This window comes from Pseudomonas sp. SAR267, from assembly GCF_052077595.1.
Taxonomy (GTDB): domain Bacteria; phylum Pseudomonadota; class Gammaproteobacteria; order Pseudomonadales; family Pseudomonadaceae; genus Aquipseudomonas; species Aquipseudomonas vlassakiae.
The window spans coordinates 4,571,528-4,593,885 of record NZ_JBQIHU010000001.1 but is presented as its reverse complement, the minus strand read 5'-3'; the positions used below and the strand labels follow the sequence as shown (position 1 = coordinate 4,593,885).

16 protein-coding genes are annotated in these 22,358 nt (G+C 63.3%); 7 read left to right on the top strand and 9 right to left on the bottom strand.

The annotated features are described in order from the left end of the window. Positions 1-3 precede the first annotated feature (3 nt). The 5 genes from ACTORR_RS21700 to ACTORR_RS21680 form a co-directional block, all read right to left on the bottom strand. The gene (locus ACTORR_RS21700; protein ID WP_313365094.1) at positions 4-1,365 is read right to left on the bottom strand and encodes a purine-cytosine permease family protein; all 1,362 of its coding nucleotides are present in this window, start codon (positions 1,363-1,365) and stop codon (positions 4-6) included. Between the two features lie 214 nt (positions 1,366-1,579). Further along, positions 1,580-2,515 (bottom strand): AEC family transporter, encoded by a 936-nt coding sequence (locus tag ACTORR_RS21695; protein WP_313365093.1) that lies wholly within the window; start codon positions 2,513-2,515, stop codon positions 1,580-1,582. Between the two features lies 1 nt (position 2,516). Next, a complete protein-coding gene (locus ACTORR_RS21690; RefSeq protein WP_054885682.1) occupies positions 2,517-3,392 on the bottom strand; it encodes a carboxylate/amino acid/amine transporter in 876 nt (291 codons plus the stop codon). Between the two features lie 220 nt (positions 3,393-3,612). Continuing rightward, positions 3,613-4,212, bottom strand: a complete 600-nt coding sequence (locus ACTORR_RS21685) for an FMN-dependent NADH-azoreductase (RefSeq protein ID WP_313365092.1) — start codon at positions 4,210-4,212, stop codon at positions 3,613-3,615. A gap of 110 nt (positions 4,213-4,322) precedes the next feature. Then, on the bottom strand, positions 4,323-4,637 hold the full coding sequence (locus ACTORR_RS21680) for a hypothetical protein (protein ID WP_054885684.1): 315 nt from the start codon (positions 4,635-4,637) through the stop codon (positions 4,323-4,325). 48 nt (positions 4,638-4,685) lie between these two features. On the opposite strand from ACTORR_RS21680, the gene ACTORR_RS21675 reads away from it, so the two are divergent. The 4 genes from ACTORR_RS21675 to ACTORR_RS21660 all read left to right on the top strand — a co-directional run bounded on the left by ACTORR_RS21675 (position 4,686) and on the right by ACTORR_RS21660 (position 8,881). Continuing rightward, the gene (locus ACTORR_RS21675; protein WP_027918709.1) at positions 4,686-5,609 is read left to right on the top strand and encodes a LysR family transcriptional regulator; all 924 of its coding nucleotides are present in this window, start codon (positions 4,686-4,688) and stop codon (positions 5,607-5,609) included. Positions 5,610-5,622: 13 nt separating this feature from the next. Next, complete coding sequence (locus ACTORR_RS21670) at positions 5,623-6,435, top strand: alpha/beta fold hydrolase (protein ID WP_054885685.1); 813 nt, start codon at positions 5,623-5,625, stop codon at positions 6,433-6,435. Beyond that, entirely contained in the window at positions 6,429-6,986 is a 558-nt protein-coding gene (locus ACTORR_RS21665) for a peptidylprolyl isomerase (protein WP_054885686.1), read from the top strand. The genes ACTORR_RS21670 and ACTORR_RS21665 overlap by 7 nt, the downstream gene beginning before the upstream one ends. Before the next feature lie 62 nt (positions 6,987-7,048). Beyond that, entirely contained in the window at positions 7,049-8,881 is a 1,833-nt protein-coding gene (locus ACTORR_RS21660; protein ID WP_099815973.1) for an ABC transporter ATP-binding protein, read from the top strand. A gap of 123 nt (positions 8,882-9,004) precedes the next feature. Here ACTORR_RS21660 and ACTORR_RS21655 read toward each other — a convergent pair whose 3' ends face one another. Beyond that, the gene (locus ACTORR_RS21655) at positions 9,005-10,132 is read right to left on the bottom strand and encodes a GNAT family N-acetyltransferase (protein ID WP_262108894.1); all 1,128 of its coding nucleotides are present in this window, start codon (positions 10,130-10,132) and stop codon (positions 9,005-9,007) included. Between the two features lie 261 nt (positions 10,133-10,393). On the opposite strand from ACTORR_RS21655, the gene ACTORR_RS21650 reads away from it, so the two are divergent. Continuing rightward, positions 10,394-11,638: a putative porin gene (locus ACTORR_RS21650; RefSeq protein ID WP_054885688.1), complete on the top strand. Its 1,245-nt coding sequence runs from the start codon at positions 10,394-10,396 to the stop codon at positions 11,636-11,638. 141 nt (positions 11,639-11,779) lie between these two features. Here ACTORR_RS21650 and ACTORR_RS21645 read toward each other — a convergent pair whose 3' ends face one another. Both ACTORR_RS21645 and hrpA read right to left on the bottom strand, forming a co-directional pair. Next, entirely contained in the window at positions 11,780-12,901 is a 1,122-nt protein-coding gene (locus tag ACTORR_RS21645; protein ID WP_099815549.1) for a beta-ketoacyl-ACP synthase III, read from the bottom strand. A 208-nt stretch (positions 12,902-13,109) separates the two neighbouring features. Beyond that, entirely contained in the window at positions 13,110-17,015 is a 3,906-nt protein-coding gene (gene hrpA / locus ACTORR_RS21640; RefSeq protein ID WP_441343890.1) for an ATP-dependent RNA helicase HrpA, read from the bottom strand. A gap of 523 nt (positions 17,016-17,538) precedes the next feature. Between hrpA and ACTORR_RS21635 the strand changes: the two genes are divergently transcribed. Beyond that, positions 17,539-18,903 (top strand): glutamine synthetase family protein, encoded by a 1,365-nt coding sequence (locus ACTORR_RS21635; RefSeq protein ID WP_441343889.1) that lies wholly within the window; start codon positions 17,539-17,541, stop codon positions 18,901-18,903. Between the two features lie 30 nt (positions 18,904-18,933). Next, positions 18,934-20,241 (top strand): NAD(P)/FAD-dependent oxidoreductase, encoded by a 1,308-nt coding sequence (locus ACTORR_RS21630; RefSeq protein WP_313365628.1) that lies wholly within the window; start codon positions 18,934-18,936, stop codon positions 20,239-20,241. A 127-nt stretch (positions 20,242-20,368) separates the two neighbouring features. Here ACTORR_RS21630 and fadD1 read toward each other — a convergent pair whose 3' ends face one another. Beyond that, positions 20,369-22,066 (bottom strand): long-chain-fatty-acid--CoA ligase FadD1, encoded by a 1,698-nt coding sequence (gene fadD1 / locus ACTORR_RS21625; protein ID WP_054885692.1) that lies wholly within the window; start codon positions 22,064-22,066, stop codon positions 20,369-20,371. Positions 22,067-22,358: the final 292 nt, after the last annotated feature.

The window sequence follows — 22,358 nt, the reverse complement described above, 5'->3', positions numbered from 1 at the left end:
GGCCTAGCTTGCCAGAAGCGGCCTGCTTTCCCGGGCGTTTACCATGCAGTACAGCACACCAGCCAGGATCAAGCCCATCGCCCAACTGATATCCGCCCCCAGCCACTCGGCCACGAAGCCCGTGTAGAACGACAGCTTCATGAACGGGATGGTCCCGATGATCGATACGGCATACACCGCCAGGCTTCGACGATTGAAGCAGCCATAACGCCCCTTGGCGTCGTACAACGCCCCCACGTCATACTGGCCCCGGCACACCCAGTAGTAATCCACCAGGTTGATCGCGCTCCAGGGGATCAACAGGTACAGCTGGCCGATCAGGATGTCGGCGAAGAACGTATCGAAATTGTGTTGGGTCGCGATGGCAATCAGCGTTGCCGCAGCAGTCAGGCCCGCCATCACCAGTGCCTTGGCTGTCGCAGTCACGCGCCTGATGGTCTTGAAGGCACCGAAGATCGTGACCGAGGACATGTAGGCGCTGTAGAGGCACAAGACGTTGTACTGGATCACCCCCAGCGCAATCACGGCCAGTGCCAACGGCGCCCACGGGCCAAACAGCCCGGCAATGGCCGTCGCAGGGTCATGCCCCAGTGCCGAGGGTAATTGCACAGCCACCAGCGCGCCCAACGCCATCATGGCGAACGAGCCCAGCGCGCAACCGCAATAGGTGGCCCAGAACGTGGCACGCGGGTTGACGTTGGCCGGCAGGTAGCGCGAATAATCCGCCACATAGGGGCCATAGCCCAACGTCCAGGACGCGGCCTGGGCCACGATCAGGTTGAAGGCGGTGAATGAAAAACCGGTCGTCACTGCCGTCGTGCCTGTGGTGTCGCCGGGGTGCAGCAGGATCAGCACCAGGGCGCCGGCAAACACCAGTGTCGACAGCAGGCTCATCCACGCCCCGAGGCGGTGGATCAGTTCGTACCCGACAAAGCCGATGACGAAGGTCAGCACACCGACGACCACGATGGCCTGGTCGTCGCTCATCGGCACCAGTGCCTGCACGGCATTGCGCATCAGCACGCCACTGGCGGCGAGAAACAGTACGGCGGCCGTGACCATCACCAGCAAAGGCAGCGCCGCGCCATGTACACCGAACTGGGCCCGGCTCTGGATCATCTGTGGCACGCCCAGGTGCGGCCCCTGGGCAGAGTGCGCGGCCATGAACACGGTGCCGATCAGGTTGCCGACCAACAGGGCCAGCAAGGTCCAGGCAAAGCTCAGCCCCGAGGCAACGCCCAGGGTACCGACCATCAGTGCGGTTATCTGGAAGTTGGAGCTGAACCAGATGGTGAACAATCGTTTGGGCGTGCCATAACGCTCAGCGTGTGGGACGAATTCGATACTGCGCGTTTCTAGCTTCACGCCGGTCTCCCGATTTTTATTTTCATGATTATCGGGTAGGCGCCGGCCGGGCTTGAGTTTATTAACGAACGCGTCTTAGCTGGCAGCGCCATGCCTTGCTTGATAACGTCAGGCTACCCAACGGCCCGTGCTGGTTCAGATGAGCAAACTGGCATGAGAGAGTCGGGGCTGCTCTGCAGCCCATTCGCGGGTGAACCCGCGAAGAGGCCGGCAGCTACCCGGCATACCCCAGCAGGTACAGCAGCCCGGTCAGGGTCACCAACGACGCTACGGTCGACAACAGGATCGTCCGCGAAATCAGCCCCGCCTCGCGGTTGTAGTACTCCGCCAGCATGAACGGCCCGGTACCGGTCGGCAGCGCCGCCAGCAGCACCGCCGACGCCGCCCACATGGTCGGCAGGCTGAACACCTTGAACGCCAATACCCAGGTCAACGCCGGCTGACCAATCAGTTTCAGCGCCACCAGCGGCCACGGGCTTGCCTGCGAACCGGTGCGTTTCTCAGCCAGAAATGCCCCCAGCGAGATCAACGCGCAAGGTGTGGTCGCCAAGGCCAGCATGTCGAGAAAATGCATCACCGGCTCGGCCAGCCCCAGACCGCTCATGGCCCACCCTGCCCCCGCCAGCGGCGAGATCACCAGCGGATTCTTCGCCAGCGCCTTGCTCACCAGCAAAATGGCGCGGCCGATCTGCCGCTCCTCCTGCAGGCCGATCTCGATCAGCGTCAGGGAAATCGCGAACACCAGGCACACCACGATCAATGACGAGATCAGCGCCGGCTGCAGCCCCGGCTGGCCGAACAGCAGCAGGCACAGCGGGATACCGATGTAGCCGGTATTGGCATAACCGGCACTGAGCCCGTCGATGCTCGCCGCCACCAGGCCGTGGCCGCTGTGCAGGCGCCAGGCCAGGGTCACGACGAACATCGCCAGGGCGCCGGCGCCGAAGGCGACGATGAACCCCGGGTGCCAGATCTCGCTCCAGGTTGCCGTGGCGGTGACCTTGAACAGCAACGCCGGCAGGCACAGCCAGACCACCATCTTGTTGATCTCGGCGGCGGCCTTGTCACCGAGTTTGTCTGTCTTGCGGCACAGGAAGCCGACCAGGATCAGGGCGAAGATCGGCGCGACGATGACCAAGACGGTGTGCATGTCAGGCCTTGCCGGTCGCTGGCGCCGTCACGCGGTTGCCCAAGCGGCTCAGCCATACCGATGCGAGGATGATCGCGCCACCGAGCAGCAGCCGGCCAAGCGGTTCGTCGCGGTTCCATATCAGCAGGTTCAGTAACAGCCCCACCGGTACATGCAGGTTGTTCATCACCGCCAGCGTGGCGCCGGAGACCAGGCACGCGCCCTTGTTCCACCAATACAGGCCCAGGGCCGTCGGGCACAGGCCGAGGAACAGCAGCACCGCCCATTGCACGCTGGTGCTCGGCAGGTGCTGGGCGTTGCCGAACAGCAGGAACGCCGGCAGCACCACGATCAGCGCGCCCAGGTAGAAGTAGCCGAAGCGCTTGTAATGCGGCAGGTCGCTGGGGTGGCGGGCGACCAGGTGGCGGTACAGCACCTGGCCGGCAGCGTAGGTGAAGTTGGCCAGTTGCAGCAGCAGGAAGCCCATGAAGAAGTCGCCGCTGATGCTGTCGAAGCGGATCACCCCTGCCCCCGCCACCGCCACCAGGGCCGCGAGCAGCGCCCACGGGTTGAAGCGCCGGTTCAGGGCGTCTTCGATCAGGGTCACGTGTAGCGGCGTGAGGATGGTGAACAGCAGCACTTCGGGCACGCTCAGCACGCGGAAGCTCAGGTACAGGCAGACGTAGGTGATGCCGTATTGCAGCGCGCCGATCAGCAGCATCGAGCGCAGGAAGCGTGGCTCGACCTGGCGCCAGCGGGTCAGCGGCAGGAATACCAGGCCCGCCAGCACGACGCGCGCGAGCACGGCGAAGTAGCTGTCGACGTGGCCGGCCAGGTATTCGCCGATCACGTTGAAGGAAAACGCCTGGATCAGCGCGACGATTATCAGGTAGCCCATGGTTGCCTCTCGTGGATCAAGGGCGCGACCTTAGCGGGTTGCGCCCTTTGTGTTCAACCATGAGGAATGTGGGGGCTGTACCGGCCTCTTCGCGGGCACGCCCGCGAAGAGGCCGGTACAGGCGATGCAAGCATCCCAGGCATAAAAAAGCCCGGCCATCAGGCCGGGCAGGTACACCCAAGGAGCAAAACAGGTGTCAGGGATGGGAATTCGTTGAGCCTCAGGCTACCGCAGCCAGCTTGGCCTTGGCCTGGTTCAGGCCTTTTTCGTGGAACTCGCCGCTCATGTTCAGGCCTTCGGCATGGATGAAGTCGACATCGTGGATACCGATGAAGGCCATCACCTGGCGCAGGTACGGTTCCTGATGGTCGCTGGTGGCGCCGGCATGGATACCGCCACGGGCAGTCAGGACAATGGCGCGCTTGCCGGTGAGCAGGCCTTGCGGGCCGGTCGGGGTGTACTTGAAGGTGATGCCGGCACGCAGCACGTGGTCCAGCCAGGCCTTGAGGGTGCTGGGGATGGTGAAGTTGTACATCGGTGCAGCCATCACCAGCACGTCGGCCCCCAGCACTTCATCGGTCAGCACGTTGGAGCGGGCCAGGGCTTCCAGTTCGGCAGCGCTGCGCTGTTCTTCAGGCTTCATCCAGCCACCAAGCAGGTTGGCATCCAGGTGCGGCACCGGGTTCAGCGCCAGGTCACGTACGGTGATCTCGTCGGCCGGGTGCGCCGCTTGCCACTGCTGGATGAAGTCACGGGTCAGTTGACGGGAAACGGAATCCTGCTGGCGAGCGCTGCTTTCGATGATCAGTACGCGGGACATGGGTGCCTCCATCGGCAAAAAACGGTTGCGATTCGATGGAGGTGAGACTAAGGCTTGACCTATCGATAAAAAAGCGTAAAAAGTGGGTGCAATCTATCGATTAATCAGTTTTATTGCGCAGTGCAGTCCAGCGCGATGCGCAGCTTGATGATCTGCCGATTGAATTTGGCGGTTACATCGACATGCTTGCCAGCCGGCACGTTGACCCGGCGCACTCGCGGCGCCTCAGGCCCATTGCGGAAGGTCACCTTGCAAGCCGCCGGCACTTGCCCATAGTTGTTCAGGGTAATGGAGCCGATGTCGTAAGCCGTGTCGTAGGTGGTGTAGTCCAGCTTGACCCCGGTCAGTTCCTTCTCCACATCGATGGGGTAAGCCATGGCCCCGAGGGGCAGGCACATCAAAATTGCCGCACAACATTTCTTCATGGGGCGCTCTCCTTGAAAGAGCGCAGCTTAGGACAACAGGAGCCAAACATGAAAGCGCCGCGCGTGACCCTGGATCAGTGGCGGACCTTGCAGGCAGTGGTCGACCATGGCGGTTTTGCCCAGGCCGCCGAAGCCCTGCACCGCTCGCAGTCGTCGGTCAGCTACACCGTGGCGCGCATGCAGGAGCAACTGGGTGTGCCGCTGCTGCGCATCGATGGCCGCAAGGCGGTACTGACCGAGGCCGGCAACGTACTGCTGCGCCGTTCGCGGCACCTGGTCAAGCAGGCCAGCCAGCTGGAAGACCTGGCGCACCACATGGAGCAAGGCTGGGAAGCCGAAGTGCGCCTGGTGGTCGATGCCGCCTACCCCAGCGCCCGCCTGGTGCGCGCCCTGGCAGCGTTCATGCCGCAAAGCCGTGGTTGCCGGGTGCGCCTGCGTGAAGAAGTGCTGTCCGGCGTCGAGGAAGTCATGCACGAAGGCATCGCCGACCTTGCCATCAGCAGCTACAGCATTGGCGGCTACCTGGGCACTGAACTCAGTTCGGTGGAGTTCGTCGCCGTCGCCCACCCCGAACACAGCCTGCATCGCCTGGGCCGGGAGATCACCTTCCAGGATCTGGAAAGCCAGTTGCAGGTGGTGATCCGCGACTCCGGTCGCGCCCAGCCGCGCGACGTTGGCTGGCTCGGCGCCGAGCAGCGCTGGACAGTCGGCAGCCTGGGCACTGCCGCCACATTCGTCGGCAGCGGCCTGGGCTTTGCCTGGTTGCCGCGGCACATGATCGAGCGTGAACTGCACGACGGCGTGCTGAAGCCGCTGCCGCTCGATCAGGGTGGCAGCCGCCACCCACTGTTCTACCTTTATTCGAGCAAAGAGAAGACCCTGGGCCCGGCCACGCAGATTCTCATCGACCTGCTGCGTAACTTCGACACTGCGCCGCTGGACGTGCCCTTCGCAGCCCCCCCACAAGCCTGAGAGGACCGCGCCCATGGCCTATTTCGAACATGAAGGATGCTCGCTGCATTATCAGGAATATGGCCAGGGCGAGCCCTTGGTGCTCCTGCACGGCCTGGGCTCCAGCAGCCAGGACTGGGAACTGCAGGTGCCCGAGCTGAGCCGCCGCTACCGGGTGATCCTCATGGACATCCGCGGCCACGGCCGCTCCGACAAGCCACGCGACGGTTACCAGATCGCCACCTTCAGCGCAGACCTGCTGGCGCTGCTCGAGCACCTGCAGACTGGCCCGGTGCACTTCGTCGGGCTGTCCATGGGTGGCATGGTCGGGTTCCAGTTCGCCGTGGACCACCCGCAATGGCTGCGCAGCCTGTGCATCGTCAACAGTGCCCCCGAAGTCAAGCGCCGCACTCGCAGCGACTGGCTGTGGTGGCTCAAGCGCTGGGGCCTGGCGCGCATCCTCAGTGTCGAGACGGTCGGCCAAGGCCTGGCCGCACGCCTGTTCCCCAAGCCGGAGCAGGCCGAACTGCGCAAGAAGATGGCCGAACGCTGGGCACGCAACGACAAGCGTGCCTACCTCAAGAGCTTCGACGCCATCGTCGACTGGGGCGTGCAGGAACGCATCGGGCAGATCCACTGTCCCACGCTGGTGATTGCCGCCGACCACGATTACACCCCGATACACCTCAAGGAGCGCTACGTCGCCCTGATGCCCCACGCCAGGCTGGTGGTCATCGACGATTCCCGGCACGCTACACCCCTCGATCAACCCGAGGTCTTCAACCAGACCCTGCTGCAGTTCCTCGCAGCCGCTTCCACCTCTCAAGGATCATTGAGCCCATGCTGAAAAAACTCCTGCTCACCGCCTGCTCGGTCGCCTTCGCCACCAGCGTCATGGCTTCCGACAAGACCCCGCACGTACTGCTGGACACCAGCTTCGGCCAGGTTGAAATCGAGCTCAACGCCGAGAAGGCACCGATCAGTACCAAGAACTTCCTGCAGTACGTAGACAGCGGCTTCTACAACAACACCATCTTCCACCGCGTGATTCCGGGCTTCATGGTCCAGGGCGGCGGTTTTACCGAGCAGATGGTGCAGAAAGACACCAAGGACCCGATCAAGAACGAGGCCGGCAACGGCCTGCAGAACACGCGCGGCACCCTGGCCATGGCGCGCACGTCCAACCCGAACTCGGCCACCAGCCAGTTCTTCATCAACGTGGCCGACAACGACTTCCTCAACCCGGGCCGCGACGCCGGTTACGCCGTGTTCGGCAAAGTGACCAAGGGCATGGAGGTGGTCGACCAGATCGTCAACTCGCCAACGACCGTGAAGAAAGGCATGCGCGACGTGCCGACCGACCCGGTGTTCATCAAGTCCGCCAAACGCATCGACTGACCACAGGTTTCACAGGGACGTGAAACCTTCCGGGGTCGGGTAGCACAGGAGTCTTGTCACCCATGCTGTACCGCCGTTTCGAGCAACTGATCGATATCTTCCGCGACGCGCCCAGCGACTCGCCGCCCGGCAAGGTCTGGCCGTTCTACCTGTACTACCTGCGCCAGGTCTGGCCGAGCTTTCTCGCCCTGCTGGTGGTGGGCCTGTTCGCCTCGCTGATCGAGGTGGCGATGTTCAGCTACCTGAGCCGCATCATCGACCTGGCCCAGGGCACGCCCAACGCCAACTTCTTCAGCGAGCACAGCGGCGAGCTGATCTGGATGCTGGTGGTGATCCTGCTGCTGCGGCCGGTTTTCTTCGGCTTGCACGACCTGCTGGTGCACCAGACCATCAACCCGGGCATGACCAGCCTGATCCGCTGGCAGAACCACACCTATGTGCTCAAGCAGAGCCTGAACTTTTTCCAGAGCGACTTTGCCGGGCGCATTGCCCAACGCATCATGCAGACCGGCAACTCGCTGCGCGACTCGGCCGTGCAGGCCGTGGATGCCCTATGGCATGTGCTGATCTACGCGGTGACCTCGCTGGTGCTGTTCGCCGAGGCCGACTGGCGCCTGATGCTGCCGCTGCTGGTATGGATCGTCGGTTACATCGCCGCGCTGTACTACTTCGTGCCGCGGGTGAAAGAGCGCTCGGTGATCTCTTCCGATGCACGTTCCAAGCTGATGGGGCGCATCGTCGATGGCTACACCAACATCGCCACCCTCAAGCTGTTCGCCCACACCGACTACGAACAGCAATACGCGCGCGAAGCGATCCGTGAACAGACTGAAAAAACCCAGTTGGCGGCGCGCGTGGTCACCAGCATGGACGTGGTCATCACCACCCTCAATGGCTTGCTGGTCGTCACCACCACCGGCCTGGCCCTGTGGCTGTGGAGCCAGTCGCTGATCACTGTGGGTGCCATCGCCCTGGCGACCGGCCTGGTGATCCGCATCGTCAACATGTCGGGCTGGATCATGTGGGTGGTCAACGGCATCTTCGAGAACATCGGCATGGTCCAGGATGGCCTGCAGACCATCGCCCAGCCGGTCACGGTGACCGACAAGCCCCAGGCGCCGCCACTCAAGGTCAGCCGCGGCGCGGTGCGCTTCGACGACGTCGACTTCCACTATGGCAAGGCAGCCAATGTGATCGAAGGGCTCAACCTGGACATCCGCCCGGGCGAGAAGATCGGCCTGATCGGCCCGTCCGGCGCCGGCAAGTCGACCTTGGTCAACCTGCTGCTGCGCCTGTACGACGTGCAGGGCGGGCGCATCCTCATCGACGGCCAGGACATCGCCGAGGTCAGCCAGGCCAGCCTGCGTGCCCAGATCGGCATGATCACCCAGGACACCTCGCTGCTGCACCGTTCGATCCGTGACAACCTGCTGTATGGCCGCCCCGGCGCCAGTGAAGCGGCGCTGCACGAAGCCGTGCGCCGGGCGCGGGCCGACGAGTTCATTCCGCAGTTGTCGGATGCCCAGGGCCGCACTGGCTTCGATGCCCATGTCGGTGAGCGTGGCGTGAAACTGTCAGGTGGCCAGCGCCAGCGCATCGCGATTGCCCGGGTACTGCTGAAGAATGCACCGATCCTGATCATGGACGAAGCCACTTCGGCGCTGGACTCGGAGGTCGAGGCGGCCATCCAGGAAAGCCTGGAGACGCTGATGCAAGGCAAGACGGTGATCGCCATCGCTCACCGGCTGTCGACCATCGCCCGCATGGACCGCCTGGTGGTGCTGGACAAAGGGCGCATCGTCGAGAGTGGCAGCCACAGTGAGCTGCTGGAACAGCGGGGGTTGTATGCCCGCTTGTGGCATCACCAGACCGGGGGCTTTGTCGGGGTCGACTGAGTCCTGTTCCGGCCTCTTCGCGGGCACGCCCGCTGCCACAGGTACTGCACAGATTTTGAGAGCTGTGGTGATCCTGTGGGAGCGGGCGTGCCCGCGAAGAGGCCAGCGCAGGCGGCAGAATTCTCAATCCTTACGAAATGGCAGCATCGCCCTGGCGTCCTCGGCGTACCCCCTTACCCCTTCCCGCTCTTGCTGCAGAAAATCCTCCACCGCCCGCCGCAACCCCGGGTGCAGCAGGTAATGCCACGAACGCGTCAGCACCGGCTCGAACCCGCGAATCAGCTTGTGCTCCCCCTGCGCCCCGGCATCAAAGCGCTGCAACCCTTCGGCAATCGCAAAGTCCATGCCCTGGTAGAAGCAGGTCTCGAAATGCAAACGGTCGAACTCATCGATGCAGCCCCAATAACGGCCGAACAGGCTATCGCCGCCGACCAGGCTCAAGGCCATGGCCACATCACGCCCGCCCTGGCGCGCCATCACCACCCTTACCGCCTCGGGCATGCGTTCAGCCAGCAGGCTGAAGAACGCCCGGGTCAGATAGGGCGAACGCCCGCGCACCGCATAGGTATTGGCATAGCACAGGAACACAAAGTCCCACTGCGCCTCGTCCAGCTCGTCGCCGCGATACCAGCGAAAATCGATGCCCTGCCCCGCCACCTGCTCACGTTCCTTGCGCATCTGCTTGCGCTTGCGTGAGCTGAGGCTGTCGAGAAAATCCTGGAAATCGCGGTACCCGTGATTGCGCCAGTGAAACTGGCAGCCGAGGCGCTCCATCCAGCCCGGCAGGTCCGCCATCTGCGCATCCAGCTGTGGGTCGGTGAAATTGATGTGCGCCCCCGACAACCCGCCTTTGCCCAGATATTGCGGCAATGCCTGCAGCATCAGCAGGCCATCGGCAGCGTCGGCCGCCAGCAGGCGCGGGCCGCTGACCGGGCTGAACGGTACGGCACCGAGCAATTTGGGGTAGTAGGCGATGCCAGCACGCTCGCAGGCATCGGCCCAACCGTGGTCGAACACGTACTCGCCATACGAATGCCATTTGCGATAGGCCGGCAGCAGTGCACGCACCTGCCCGTCACGCTCCAGCACCAGGTGCTCGGCGGCCCAACCGGTGCTGCGGGCAACGCTGCCGCTGTCTTCCATGGCGCTGAGAAAGGCATGGCGCAGGAACGGTTGGCCAGGGGGTACCAAAGCATCCCAGGTCGCCGCTGGCAGGTCACGCAGGTGGGCAAGGCTGTAGAGACTGGTCACGTTTTCGACTCGCTGTGCAAGGCCATCAGTATCAGCCAACAGAGGCCCATCGCTCAAATCAGCATCGGCCCGTTTCGCCTTTCATTCTCAATTACTTAACAGCAGTGCCACTAATTGGACATTATTCTGTCATTCGCCCCCGCAATACTTGCGCCTGTTTTCCGGAACCCTAGAACCTGTCTAGTCAGGCCCTTTCCGAAGACATGCCAACATGGGGGTGGGCGCTGAGCCTCCCCGAATCTTTCAAGTAGGGAGAACCTTATGCGTCTTGTTTCTACACTTACCGGAGTGAGCCTCACCGGCATGATGCTGGCTCTGAGTACTCCGGCCAGTGCGGCCGTCGACGCCAAGCTGCTCGAAATGCTCCGCGCCAATGGCTCGATCAACCAGGCGCAGTACAACGAACTGCAGGGCGACCTGGCACAAGAAACCAAGGAAAAGGCCGACCAGAAAGCTCAGTCCGACCGTATGAGCTCTTTCGAACAAAAAGTGGCATGGGCCGCCAAGACCCAGATCAAAGGTGATGTACGCCTGCGTTACGAAGACGTCAACGTCGACAACCCGATCGCCCGCAGTGGCAACCAGGACCGTGAACGCGTCCGTGCCCGCGTCGGCTTCTACAGCGAGATCAACCCGCAGGTCGACGCCGGTGTGCGCGTGGCCACCGGCAGCAGCGCCGATGCCCGCTCGACCAACCAGAGCCTGGACAACTACTTCGAGAAGAAATCGCTGTGGGTCGACCTGGCCTACCTCGACTGGCACCCGACTGCCGTCCCTAACCTGCACCTGATCGGCGGCAAGATGATGCAGCCGTGGGTGAGCATGGGCGACATCATCTGGGACAGCGATATCAACCCGGAAGGCGTGGCCGTCACTTACAAGACCAACGCCGGCCCGGCCGAAGTCTTCGGCAGCATCGGCCACTACAACCTGAAGGACAACGTCGACGGCGACGGCGTGCAGTACAAGCACGACGCACAGCTGTACGCTGCCCAGCTGGGGACCAAGTTCAACGCGGCTGACGCCGTCAAGGTCACTGTCGGTGCCAGTATCTATGGCTACGACAACGACAAGGCCTCGGCAGCCCTGGCCTCGCTGGGCAACACCACCAACGAGTTCCAGCTCGTGGAAGGCTTCGGCCAGCTCGATTTCACCGGCTTCGCCATCCCGCTGTCGGCTTACGGCCAGTACGTGAAGAACACCGAAAGCACCGATGGCAAGGACACTGCCTGGCTGGCTGGCCTGAAGTCCAAGATCGGCGCCTGGAGCCTGGACTACAACTACCGCGACGTCCAGCGTAACGGCGTAGTCAGCCTGTTCACTGACTCCGACTTCGGTAACGGCTTCACCGGTTCCCGTGGTCACAAGTTCAAGGTCGGTTATGAAATCGACAAGAACTTCGGCGTCGGTGCGGCCTACATGATGGCCAAGACCGACTACTCCAACCTGCCGAACAGCGACGCCGACGTAGACACCCTGCAGGTGGACCTGGAAGCCAAGTTCTAAGCTGCAGACTCCTCTGCTTCACTCTGAGGCGGGAAATGCCGACCCCATCCGGCGTTTCCCGCCTTTTTTTGCCTGCCAGAAATGCATCCGGCCCCTTCGCGGGCACGCCCGCGAAGAGGCCGGCACAGTCTCCAAAATGACTCAGCGCTTGCGCAGAATCACACTACCAATCGAATAGCCCGCACCAAACGAGCTCAGCACGCCAAGGGACCCCTTGGCCAGATCATCCTGGTACAGGTGGAAGGCAATCACCGACCCCGCCGAACTGGTGTTGGCATAGCGGTCGAGAATCACCGGTGCCTCTTCCTCGCTCACCTCACGCCCCAGCAGTTTCTTGACGATCAGATGGTTCATGCTCAGGTTGGCCTGGTGCAGCCAGAAGCGCTTGACGTCGGACGGTTGCAGGTCGTTTTCGCCCAGGTGCTTGCCGATCAGCTCGGCGACCATCGGGCAGACTTCGCGGAACACCTTGCGGCCTTCCTGCACGAACAGTTTGTCCGGCGCACCGATCCCCTCTTCCGCTGCGCGGTTGAGGAAGCCGAAGTTGTTGCGGATGTTGTTGGAGAACGACGTCTGCAGCTTGGTGCCAACGATGTCGAACTGGTGCGCCGAAGTGGCCTGGTCGGCACGCTCGACCAGCACCGCCGTGGCGGCATCACCAAAGATGAAGTGGCTATCGCGGTCGCGGAAGTTCAAGTGGCCGGTGCAGATTTCCGGGCTGACCACCAGCAGTGCCCGCGCCTGGCCCAGTTGCACGCTGTTGGCAGCGGTCTGGATGCCGAAGGTGGCCGACGAGCAGGCCACGTTCATGTCGAAGGCGAAGCCGTCGATGCCCAGCGCCTGTTGCACTTCGATGGCGATGGCAGGGTATGGGCGCTGCAGGTTGGAGCAGGCGACGATCACGCCATCGACATCCGCCGGGGTACGACCCGCGCGCTCCAGGGCTTGGCGTGCAGCGGCCACGCCCATTTCGCAGAGGATCGACAGCTCATCATTTGAGCGCTCTGGCAGGCGCGGTTTCATGCGTTGCGGGTCGAGGATGCCGGCCTTGTCCATGACGAAACGGCTCTTGATGCCCGAGGCCTTTTCAATGAAGGCGGCGTCGGACAGGGGGGCTGCTTCGATTTCGCCACGCTCGATGGCGGCGGCGTTGTCCTGGTTGTACTGCTGCGACCAGGTATTGAAGGAGGCCACCAGTTCTTCGTTGGAAATGCTCTGGGCCGGGGTATACAGGCCGGTGCCGCTGATCACGACGTTATGCACGATCGGTCCTCTGCTCAAAGGCCATCGCCACGGGGCGCTGGCTGGGAATATGACAGAACAATGGCACTTTAGTACCAATTTCACGGCGAGGGCTGCGCCCTCGATCGCGGATAGATCCGCTCCCACAGAACGGTGTAGGAGCGGATTGATCCGCGATGGGCCGCAAAGCGGCCCCAAATTCGATCAAGTGTGCCACAAATCCAGGCAGTTAGCCTTCCACCTGGCCCCACTGCTTGCTCAATCTCTTGTCGGAAATCGGCACTTTGGTGCCCAGCTGCTGGGCAAACAGCGACACCCGATACTCCTCCAGCCACCAGCGGTACAAGGTCAGTTGCTCATCACGCTTGCCTTCCTGGGCATGCTTGTCGGCCCGCGCCTTGTATTGCGCCCACAAGTTGCCCAGCTCGCCGCTCCACACGCGGTCCTTCTGCACTTGGGCGCCCAGCTTCTCCAGGCGCAATTCCACCGCCTTGAGGTAGCGCGGCAATTCCTTGAACCAGGCTGCCGGGGTCTCGCGCACGAAGCCCGGATACACCAGATTGGCCAGTTGCTGCTTGATATCGTTCAGCGCCACGGCCTGGCTCAGGTCGATCTTGCCCTTGAAGCGCTTTTGCAAACCGTGCCACAGCTTCAGCACTTCCAGCGTCTGGCGGGCGAGCCGTTCGGCATGCTCGGCCCAGCTGCCGCGCTTGCGCTCGGCCAGCCCGGCCAGGGCTGCCCCGTCACGCGGTAACGTGGCTTCACCGTCGAGGATGCAGCTGTCCAGGCTTGCCAACAGAATGTCCTCCACCAGCGCTTCGATCCGGCCCAGTTCACGATACAGCAGGCCCAGCTCGGTCAGCCCCGGCAGCTTGCCGCGCAGGAACTTGGCAGGTTCTGCCAACTGCTGCAGCAACAGGCGCTGCAAGGCCCGACGGTGCTGGAACTCGGCTTCGGCCTGGGTCGAGAAACGGCCCTCACGCACAGTGCCGTTTTCTTCCACCAGCGCCGGGTACACGGTCATCGACAGGCCGGCGATCTTCTGCTGGGCGGTCTGCTTGACCTCGCTGAAGGCCTTGGCCTGCACCGGCTGCTCGCTCTTCTCGGTACGCGGCACGGCCAACGCGGCCTGGCTGGCGGCGGCAAAGCGCGCGGTCAGTTCGGCCAGGTCACGGCCTTCGCCAAGGAACTTGCCTTGGCCATCAACCACTTCGATGTTCATGCGCAGGTGCCCTTCGACCAGGTTGACCGACTCGGCCCAGGCCTCATCGGAAACCCGCGCGCCGGTCATGCGCAGCAACTCCTGGCCCAGCGCCTGGGGCAACGCGCCCTGGCCAAAGCTCATGCGCGCCAGCGAGGCCTTGACGAAGTCCGGCACCGGCACGAAGTTCTTGCGCAGCGCCTTGGGCAAGTTGCGCACCAGGGCTACGCACTTGGCCTCCAGCAAGCCCGGCACCAGCCACTCCAGGCGCTCGCCCGGCAGGTTCGGCAACAGCGGCGCCGGCACCCTGACGGTCACGCCGTCACGCGGGTGGCCCGGCTCGAAGTGGTAGGTCAGCGGCAGGCGCAGTTCACCCACTTGCAGGTTGTCTGGGTACTGCGCGGCGGTGACCTCGCTGGCCTCGCGGGCCAACACGTCTTCCTCGCGCATGATCAGCAGGTTCGGGTCCTTCTGGCTGGTCATGCGGTACCAGGCATCGAAGGTCGCGGTCTGATGGATCTCCGCCGGTAGACGTGCTTCGTAGAAGGCGTACAGGGTTTCCTCATCGGCGAGAATGTCACGCCGCCGGGCCTTGGCCTCCAGTTCGTCGAGCTCTTCGAGCAGGCGCTTGTTGGCGGCCAGGCATTTGGCCTTCGACTGGATTTCACCACCCACCAGGCCCTCGCGAATGAACAGCTCACGCGAGGTGACTGGGTCGATCGGGCCAAAATGCACCGGGCGCCGGCCCACCAGGATCAAGCCGTACAGGGTGATCTGCTCATAGGCCACCACTTGCCCACGCTTCTTTTCCCAGTGCGGCTCGAAGTGATTCTTCTTGATCAGGTGGGTTGCCAGCGGCTCGATCCAGTCAGGCTCGATCTTGGCGACCATGCGCGCATACAGCTTGGTGGTTTCCACCAGTTCGGCGGCCATCACCCACTGCGGGCGCTTGCGACCGATGCCAGAAGACGGATGCACCCAGAAGCGCCGCTGGCGGGCGCCCTGGTAATCGCCCTCTTCGGTCTTCTGGCCGATCTGGCTGAGCAGGCCACTGAGGATTGCCTTGTGCACCTTCTGGTAGTCGGACGGCTCTTTGTTGACCGTCAGTTGCAACTCGCGGCAGATCAGCGACAGCTGGCGATGGGCATCGCGCCACTCACGCAGGCGCAGGTAATTCAGGAAGTTCTTGCGGCACCAGTTGCGCAGCGGGCTGGCCGTCAGCGCCTGGCGCTGCTCTTCGAAACCGCGCCACAGGTTGACCAGCGCGGCGAAGTCGGTGTCGGCGTCCTTCCACTGGGCATGGGCCTGGTCGGCGGCCTGCTGGCGCTCCGGCGGGCGCTCGCGTGGGTCCTGCACCGAGAGTGCGCTGGTGACGATCAACACTTCCTGCAGGCTGCCCTGGCGGGCACCCTCGAGCAACATACGGCCCAGCCGCGGGTCGATCGGCAGGCGTGCCAGCTGCCGGCCGATCGGCGTCAGCTGGTTCTCCCGGTTGACCGCCGACAGCTCCTGCAACAGGTTGAAGCCATCGCTGATGGCCTTGCCATCGGGCGGCTCGATGAACGGGAAAGCGTCGATGGCGCCCAGGCGCAGGTGCAGCATCTGCAGGATCACCGCCGCCAGGTTGGTGCGCAGGATCTCGGGGTCAGTGAAGGCCGGGCGGCTGTTGAAATCTTCTTCGCTGTACAGCCGGATGCAGATGCCCGGCTCGACCCGGCCGCAGCGGCCCTTGCGCTGATTGGCGCTGGCCTGGGACACGGCCTCGATCGGCAGGCGCTGGACCTTGGCGCGGTAGCTGTAGCGGCTGATGCGCGCGGTACCGGTATCGATCACGTAACGGATACCGGGCACGGTCAGCGAGGTTTCCGCGACGTTGGTGGCGAGCACCACGCGGCGCCCGGTGTGCGACTGAAAGATGCGCTGCTGCTCGGCCGGCGACAGGCGCGCATACAGCGGCAGGATCTCGGTGTGGCGCAGTTGCGCCTTGCGCAGGATCTCTGCGGCATCGCGAATTTCCCGCTCGCCCGGGAGGAACACCAGCACATCGCCGGGGCCTTTGCCCACGCTGCGCTCGTGCTGCGCGATCTCGTCGAGGGACGCGAGAATCGCCTGGTCGACGGTCAGGTCGTCCTCGACCTGATTGCCTTCCTCGTCCTGCTCGCTGGTCAGCGGGCGGTACCAGGTTTCCACCGGGAAAGTACGGCCCGACACCTCGATGATCGGCGCATTGTCGAAGTGCTTGGAAAAGCGCTCCAGGTCAATGGTCGCCGAGGTGATGATCAGCTTCAGGTCCGGACGGCGATGCAGCAGGGTCTTCAGGTAGCCAAGCAGGAAATCGATGTTCAGGCTGCGCTCGTGGGCTTCGTCGACAATGATCGTGTCGTAGCGTTCGAGGAAGCGGTCGTGCTGGGTTTCGGCCAGGAGGATACCGTCGGTCATCAGCTTGACCAAGGTGTTGGCATCACTCTGGTCTTCGAAGCGCACCTGGTAGCCGACCAGCCCGCCCAATGGCGTGCCGAGTTCTTCGGCAACCCGCGCGGCGACGCTGCGCGCTGCAATTCGCCGCGGCTGGGTATGGGCGATCAGGCCATGGCTGCCGCGGCCCAGTTCCAGGCAGATCTTCGGCAACTGGGTGGTCTTTCCCGAACCGGTTTCGCCGGCGATCACCAGCACCTGGTTTTCGGCCAGGGCTTTCTTGATCTCGTCACGCTTGGCGGCAATCGGCAGGCTGTCGTCGTAGCGGATCTGCGGCACGCTGTTCTGGCGTGCGGTGACCTGGGCACAGGAGGCCTGGACCTTTTCCACCCACTGCGCCAGCTTGGCCTCGTCGGGGCGCTTGCGCAGCTCATGCAGTTGCCGGCGCAGGCGGTGGCGCTCGGCGATCATGGTGTGGTCGAGGTTTTGCAGCAGTTTGTCGATGGCTTGGTCAGTCATGGGGCTTTTTAGTGATGCAGGTGGGCCTGCTTTTTCATGATCGGCATTCGAAGGATGCGCGATTGTCGCAGATTTGCCGGCTCTCTGCTGCCTGTACCGGCCTCTTCGCGGGCAAGCCCGCGCCCACAGGGACCGCACCAATCCTGAATGCAGTGCAATACCTGTGGGAGCGGGCTTGCCCGCGAAGAAGCCACCACAATGTTTAGCCAGGTGCGATGTGAACGTTGCCATTCACTGCTTTAATCAACCCTACGCCGCATGTGAGTATCAAAGGCATGACTCCCGTCCAGACCATCGCCCCACCGTCGTCCCGCCCTTCGCTAGCGAAGGCCCGGTCCCGCGCCGGTGAAAATCCGCTGGTCCACATCATTCTCGCCTTCTGGGCCCTGTGGCATTGCCGGCATGCGCGCCCACCGGATGCTTCGCTCACGCCTGTGTGACCAAACCCGGCCGCCGTGCGGCCGTTTGTCTCCGCTGGACCGCGCCTGCGCGCGGGTCCCATGCGCCTGTGAGCGAATCCATCATGCACTTTGCACCTGTAGAGCACGCCAGCCGTTTCCTGGCCGAAAACCCAGATATCGAACTGTTCGAACTGTTCATCCTCGACGCCAACGGTGTGCCACGCGGCAAGCTGCTGCACCGCGAGGAACTGCTGGCGGTCTACCAGAGCGGCCGCCCGCTCCCCAGCACCATCCTCGGCCTGACCCTCAATGGCGATGACGTGGAAAACTCCGGCCTGGTCTGGGATGTCGGTGACATCGACTGCCGCGCCTACCCGTTGCAAGGCAGCTTGGTGCGCCTGCCTTGGCGCCGCGTGCCGACTGCCGCCGTGCAGGTCAGCATGCACCCCAGCGAAGGCCTGCCCGCCAGTGTCGCCGACCCGCGCCATGTATTGCTGCGTACCATCGAAGCGCTCAAGGCTGACGGTTACCACCCGGTAATGGCCTGCGAGCTGGAGTTCTACCTGCTCGACCAGCAGCGCGACGCCCAAGGCCGCCCGCAACCGGCACGGGACAACGACGGCGGCCGGCCGCGCACTACCCAGGTCTACGGCCTGCGTGAACTGGAACAGATCGAACCCTTCCTCGCCGACCTCTACGCTGCCTGCAAAGCCCAGGGCATTCCGGCGCGCACGGCGATTTCGGAATACGCCCCCGGCCAGGTGGAAATCACCCTGGAACATGGCGACGCCCTGGAGGCGATGGACCAGGCCGTGCGCTACAAGCGCCTGGTCAAGGGCGTGGCCCATGCCCACGGCATGCAGGCCTGCTTCATGGCCAAACCCTTCGCGCAACTGGCCGGCACCGGCATGCACATGCACCTGAGCCTGGCCGACAGCGCCGGCAACAACCTGTTCGCCAGCGATGACAAAGCCGGTACCCCACTGCTGCGCCAGGCAGTGGCCGGCATGCTCCACCACTTGCGTGACTCGCTGTTGCTGTTCTGCCCCAACGCCAACTCGTTCCGTCGTTTCCAGGCCAACAGCTACGCCCCGCTGGCACCGACCTGGGGTGTCGACAACCGCACGGTCAGCCTGCGTGTCCCCGGCGGACCGGCCAACAGCCGGCATGTCGAGCATCGCATCTGTGGCGCCGATGCCAACCCGTACCTGGCTGCCGCGGCGATTCTGGCTGCCAGCCATCGTGGCATCCGCGAGCAGCTTGACCCGGGCGCGCCGGTCGAAGGCAACGGCTATGCCCAGGCCACCGAGCACCTGCCCACCGACTGGCTGACAGCCCTCGATGCGCTGGAGCATTCGCACTGGGCGCGGGAAGCGCTCGGCGACGCGTTCCTCGGCGTCTACCTGAAGGTCAAGCGCGCCGAGTACCGCCAGTTCATGGCCGAAGTCAGCGAACAGGACTGGCGCTGGTACCTGCACCAGGCCTGAGCCCTACCCCATTCAGAACAAGGAACACCCATGAACGCAGTATTGAACACTGGCCCAGCCCAGCGTGCACCGTCCTATTACAGCGCCTCGCTGAACGACCACACCGAGTACCCGCAACTCAAGGGCACGGTGCAGGTCGACGTGGCAATCATCGGTGGTGGTTTCACGGGCTTGGCTACTGCGGTGGAGCTGGCCGAGCGCGGCCTGAAGGTGGCGATCGTCGAGACCAACCGGATTGGCTGGGGGGCCAGCGGTCGCAACGGCGGCCAGGTCACCGGCAGCCTGTCCGGTGACGAGGCCATGCGAACACAGATGCGCAACCACCTGGGCGCCGAAGTCGATGATTTCATCTGGCACCTGCGCTGGCGCGGGCACCAGGTCATCGAGCAGCGGGTCGAGCGTTATGGCATCGACTGCGACCTCAAGCGCGGCCATCTGCATGCGGCGATGAAACCTTCGCACATGGAGGAGCTGCGCAGCTTCCAGGCCGAAGCCGAACGCCGCGGCATGGGCGACCAGGTGCAACTGCTCGACCGCGACGGTGTCGCCCGGCACCTGCAGAGCCCGCTGTACCTGGGCGCGCTGAAGAACCTGCGCAACCTGCACCTGCACCCGCTCAACCTGTGCCTGGGCGAGGCGCGCGCGGCCCACGGCCTGGGCGCGCTGATCTTCGAAAACTCCGAAGTCCTGGACATCGTCCACGGGCCACGCCCAGCGGTCGTCACCGCCCACGGTCGGGTCGAAGCACGCCAGGTGATGCTGGCCGGCGACGTTTACCACCGGCTGGAAAAGCGCCAGCTCAAGGGCAAGATCTTCCCGGCCATGGGCGGTATCGTCACCACCGCCCCGCTAGGCGAACTGGCCGAGCAGATCAACCCGCAGGACCTGGCGGTGTACGACTGCCGCTTCGTGCTCGACTACTACCGCCTGACGGCCGACAAGCGCCTGCTGTTCGGTGGCGGAGCCAACTACTCAGGCAAGGATTCGCGCGATATCGAAGGCGAACTGCGCCCGTGCATCGAGCGCACCTTCCCGGCGCTCAAGGGTGTGCCGATAGAGTTCAAGTGGAGCTGTGCGATGGGCATCGTGGTCAACCGCATCCCGCAACTGGGCAAGCTGTCGGACAACGTATGGTACTGCCAGGGCTATTCCGGGCACGGCATCGCCACCAGCCACATCATGGGCGAGATCATGGCTGAGGCACTGACCGGAACGCTGGAGAAGTTCGACACCTTCGCGCAGTGCAAGCACGTGCGGGTACCGATGGGGGATTTGCTGGGCAATCCGCTGCTGGCGGCGGGGATGTGGTACTACCAGATGCTGGAAAAACTGCGCTGATTTCGCTGCCCTCTTCGCGGGCACGCCCGCTCCCACAGGTACTGCACGAGCCTGGAAGGTTGTGCTGTACCTGTGGGAGCGGGCGTGCCCGCGAAGAGGCCGGTCAAGCCAGCAAAGATTGAGAAGATCAGGCGATCTTCTTCAAGCCCTGCTTCTTCAGCTCTTCATCGCGCAGCTCACGGCGCAGGATCTTGCCGACGTTGGTGGTCGGCAGTGCATCGCGGAACTCGATGTAACGCGGCACCTTGTAACCGGTGACGTTGGCGCGCATGTGCTCCATCACCTGCTCCTTGGTCACGGTCATGCCCGGCTTGACCACGATGAACACCTTGATCACTTCACCCGACTTCTCGTCCGGCACACCGATGGCTGCGCACTGCAGCACGCCCGGCAAAGCGGCGAGCACGTCCTCCAGCTCGTTGGGGTACACGTTGAAGCCCGAGACCAGGATCATGTCCTTCTTGCGGTCGACGATGCGCATGTAACCATCGGGCTGGATCAGTGCGATATCACCGGTCTTCAACCAGCCATCGGCGTCGAGGATCTCGGTAGTGGCGTCTTCACGCTGCCAGTAGCCTTTCATGACCTGCGGGCCCTTGACGCACAGCTCGCCGGTTTCGCCCAGCGGCAGTTCGTTGCCGGCATCGTCGATGACCTTGCACAGGGTCGAGGGCACCGGGATGCCGATGGTGCCTACCTGGTTGGCCTCGGCCGGGTTCACCGCAGCCACCGGGCTGGTTTCGGTCATGCCGTAGCCTTCGCAGATGGCACAGCCGGTGACGCTCTTCCAGCGCTCGGCCACGCTCAGTTGCAAGGCCATGCCCCCGGACAGGGTGATTTTCAGCGCGGAGAAGTCCAGGGCACGGAATGCCTCGTTGTTGCACAGGGCCACGAACAGCGTGTTGAGGCCGACGAAACCGCTGAACTTCCACTTGCCCAGCTCCTTGACCATTGCCGGCAGGTCGCGTGGGTTGCTGATCAGCACGTTGTGGTTGCCGATCAGCATCATCGCCATGCAATGGAAGGTAAAGGCATAGATATGGTACAGCGGCAGCGGGGTGATGAGGATCTCGCAGCCTTCCTTCAGGTTGGCCCCCATCAGCGCCCGGCACTGCAACATGTTGGCCACCAGGTTGCGGTGGGTCAGCATCGCGCCCTTGGCCACGCCTGTGGTACCACCGGTGTACTGCAGTACGGCCACGTCGTTGGCCTGGGGGTTGGCTTCAGTGACCGGCTGGCCCTTGCCCAGTGCCAGCGTATCGTTGAAGCGCACGGCGTGCGGCAGGTTGTAGGCCGGCACCATCTTCTTCACGTACTTGATCACGCTGTTGATCAGCAGGCGCTTGAGCGGTGGCAGCAGGTCGGCTACTTCGGTGACGATGACATGCCTGACCTGGGTCTTGGGCACCACCTTCTCGGCGAGGTGCGCCATGTTGGCCAGGCACACCAGCGCCTTGGCACCGGAGTCGTTGAACTGGTGCTCCATCTCCCGCACGGTATACAGTGGGTTGGTGTTGACCACGATCAGGCCGGCGCGCATGGCACCGAATACCGCTACCGGGTATTGCAGGACATTGGGCAGCTGGACGGCAATGCGGTCACCCGGCTTGAGGTCGGTGTGCTGCTGCAGCCAGGCAGCGAAAGCGCCTGACAGCGCGTAGAGCTCGCCGTAGGTGATGGTTTTGCCCAGGTTGCTAAAGGCCGGTTTATTGGCAAAGCGTTGGCAGGATTGCTTGAGTACCGCCTGGATATTGGGGAATTCGTCAGGATTGATTTCCGCCGTAATCCCGGCTGGGTATTTATCCTTCCAAAAATTTTCGATCATGGAAGCCCACTCCTTCAGCAACAGCGAAGTTCGATTCACGCGTCTATGCGTTTATTATTGATATGAGATGGCGGTTCGTTGCAAACCGGATCATCTGAAAAGCGCGCCGAGAGTAACAGCTTTGACTGGGGTCGCCTAGAGGCCAAGAAAGGCCTCACGGTCACAAAAATGACTCAATGAAATATACGAGTCATTTTTAGAGTAATTGACCAAAATGTCGCAAATCGGGCTGTAAACTGCCTGCTAGAGCACCTGAAGCCTTCGCGGGCAAGCTCGCTTCCACAGGTACTAC

Coding starts and splice junctions, on each gene's coding strand:
- ACTORR_RS21695 (WP_313365093.1), bottom strand. CDS start 2,515: ATGCACACCGTCTTGGTCATCGTCGCGCCGATCTTCGCCCTGATCCTG.
- ACTORR_RS21685 (WP_313365092.1), bottom strand. CDS start 4,212: ATGTCCCGCGTACTGATCATCGAAAGCAGCGCTCGCCAGCAGGATTCC.
- fadD1 (WP_054885692.1), bottom strand. CDS start 22,066: ATGATCGAAAATTTTTGGAAGGATAAATACCCAGCCGGGATTACGGCG.
- ACTORR_RS21650 (WP_054885688.1), top strand. CDS start 10,394: ATGCGTCTTGTTTCTACACTTACCGGAGTGAGCCTCACCGGCATGATG.
- ACTORR_RS21635 (WP_441343889.1), top strand. CDS start 17,539: ATGCACTTTGCACCTGTAGAGCACGCCAGCCGTTTCCTGGCCGAAAAC.
- ACTORR_RS21680 (WP_054885684.1), bottom strand. CDS start 4,637: ATGAAGAAATGTTGTGCGGCAATTTTGATGTGCCTGCCCCTCGGGGCC.
- ACTORR_RS21660 (WP_099815973.1), top strand. CDS start 7,049: ATGCTGTACCGCCGTTTCGAGCAACTGATCGATATCTTCCGCGACGCG.
- ACTORR_RS21690 (WP_054885682.1), bottom strand. CDS start 3,392: ATGGGCTACCTGATAATCGTCGCGCTGATCCAGGCGTTTTCCTTCAAC.
- ACTORR_RS21630 (WP_313365628.1), top strand. CDS start 18,934: ATGAACGCAGTATTGAACACTGGCCCAGCCCAGCGTGCACCGTCCTAT.
- ACTORR_RS21665 (WP_054885686.1), top strand. CDS start 6,429: ATGCTGAAAAAACTCCTGCTCACCGCCTGCTCGGTCGCCTTCGCCACC.
- hrpA (WP_441343890.1), bottom strand. CDS start 17,015: ATGACTGACCAAGCCATCGACAAACTGCTGCAAAACCTCGACCACACC.
- ACTORR_RS21675 (WP_027918709.1), top strand. CDS start 4,686: ATGAAAGCGCCGCGCGTGACCCTGGATCAGTGGCGGACCTTGCAGGCA.
- ACTORR_RS21670 (WP_054885685.1), top strand. CDS start 5,623: ATGGCCTATTTCGAACATGAAGGATGCTCGCTGCATTATCAGGAATAT.